The following is a 2,207-nucleotide window of genomic DNA, read 5'->3' as shown; positions in this document are numbered from 1 at the left end:
GCCGGCTGATCGTCCGCGGCCGGCGGTGGCGTCCAATCGTGGTGCTGCGTATTCGTTCGTGATTGATCGTGATGTGCATGTGTCGTTGAGTGACGCTGCGCGTGAGTCGAATTCGTCGTTGTTCATGGTGGTGCATGCGGCGTTGGCGGTGTTGTTGTCGCGGTTGTCGGGGACGTCCGATATTGCGATCGGTACTCCGGTGGCGGGTCGTGGTGAGCAGGTTCTCGATGATTTGATCGGGATGTTCGTCAATACGTTGGTGTTGCGGACCGAGGTGGATTCTTCGGAGTCGTTCTCGGGGTTGTTGGGTCGGGTTCGTGAGGGCGATCTGGGTGCGTTTGCGCATGCGGATGTGCCGTTCGAGCGGTTGGTGGAGGTGCTCAATCCGGCGCGGTCGCAGGCTCGTAATCCGTTGTTCCAGGTGATGCTCTCGTTCCAGAACATGGAGCAGACCGCGTTGCAGTTGGGCGATCTGACGGTTGCGGGCGTCGATACCGGCGCGGTGGCGGCGAAGTTCGATCTGCAGTTGACCATGGTCGAGCAGTTCGACGAGTCCGGTGCCCCGGCCGGGATGGCGGCGACGTTCACGTACGCGACGGATCTGTTCGACGAGTCGACGGTGGCCTCGATGGCAACCCGATTCGAACGCATCCTGCGCACAGTTCTCGACGATTCATCGGCGCTGGTGGGAGAAGTCGATCTTCTTGATGGTGTTGAACGAATTGAGATCTACAACAGATCGCGCGCCAGTCGTCGGGATCTGCCCGCGACGCGATTGGTGGATGTCGTCGGTACGGCTCAGCGCGCTATGGATGTTGCGCTGATTTACGGTGACGAAAGCTTGACCTATGGCGAATTCGATTCGCGCGTCAATCGATTGGCCCGACATCTGATTTCGCAAGGTGTTGGACCTGAGGTTCTGGTCGGCGTGCTCATGGGGCGGTCTATATCTTGGGTGATCGCAGCCCATGCGGTGATTCGTGCAGGTGGCGGATATGTACCCCTGGACCCATCGCATCCGACTGAACGCGTCTCTTATGTTTTGCGAACGGCGGCGCCGGCCGTTGTCTTGTACTCGCGTGACTTTACGGTTGATGGTCGACTCGACGCGAAGTTGCCGACTTCCTGGGTTGATGTTGACAGTCTTGACCTGCATACGTATTCGACTGATCCGATCACCGATTCAGAGCGACTGTCTGCTCTTCGGGGAGATCACCCTGCGTATGTGATTTTCACTTCCGGTTCTACCGGGACGCCGAAAGGCGTCCTGGTATCGCATATCGCCGTAGTAAACCAGATGCTTTGGCGCCAGGATCGATACAATTTGGACCCGTCGGACGTGGTGCTGGTCAAGACTCCGTCCACATTTGACGTTTCACTTTGGGAGTTGTTCTGGCCGTGCCAAGTAGGCGCGCGCATGGTGATCGCCGAACCGGATGGCCATCGTGACCCTCAGTACATAGCGAAGTTGATCCGGGAGCATGCGGTCACGGTCGCGCACTTCGTGCCTGCAATGATGGCCCTATTCATTTCAGCCGAATATGCCAGCAATATTCCTTCCTTGAGGCTGGTGTTTTCCGGTGGCGAGGCCTTGAAAGTTGGCACTGCCGCGGAAGTTTTCGGAGTGATGCCATCAGCACGCTTGGAGAATTTGTACGGTCCTGCCGAGGCTGCAATTGATGTGACCTTCCATGAAGTCACATCGGACGAGACCGTGTCGATCCCGATTGGTTCTGCTGTGTGGAATACAGGGCTGCTAGTCCTGGATTCCAGGCTGCACCCGGTTTCAAGGGGTGTTGTCGGCGAGCTTTATCTATCGGGCATTCAGTTGGCGCGCGGGTATATCGGGCGGGCCGCAATGTCGTCGGATCGGTTTGTTGCGAACCCGTTTGCCGATGGCAGCGGGGGCGGTCGGATGTATCGCACGGGCGATTTGGTGCGGTGGGATGCGTCGGGGGAGCTGGAGTACATCGGCCGTAGTGATTTCCAGGTGAAGTTGCGTGGTCAGCGGATCGAGTTGGGGGAGATCGAGTCGGCTTTGGTGGCTGATGCATCGGTATCCGCATCTGCAGTGACTGTTGTTTCGGCCAAGTCGGGTGACAGCTTGGTTGGGTATGTGGTGCCGGCGTCGGGTGCGGTGGTTGATGTTGTAGCGCTTACGGATTCGCTGCGTGCGGTGTTGCCGTCGTACATGGTTCCGTCGTTGA

At 58.2% G+C, this 2,207-nt stretch carries 1 protein-coding gene; it reads left to right on the top strand.

Going from position 1 to position 2,207, the window contains the following annotated elements; all coding sequences use genetic code 11:
* Positions 1 to 25 precede the first annotated feature (25 nt).
* Positions 26 to 2,207 (top strand): amino acid adenylation domain-containing protein (locus ASU23_RS30920; RefSeq protein WP_367646122.1); only part of this gene is annotated, 2,182 nt, incomplete at its 3' end.

The sequence above is a fragment of the Rhodococcus sp. KB6 genome (assembly GCF_001445685.1).
In the GTDB taxonomy this organism is placed as follows: Bacteria; Actinomycetota; Actinomycetes; order Mycobacteriales; family Mycobacteriaceae; genus Rhodococcus_F; species Rhodococcus_F qingshengii.
Note: the sequence above shows the minus strand (reverse complement) of the source record. Positions and strands in the feature narration are given on the sequence as shown.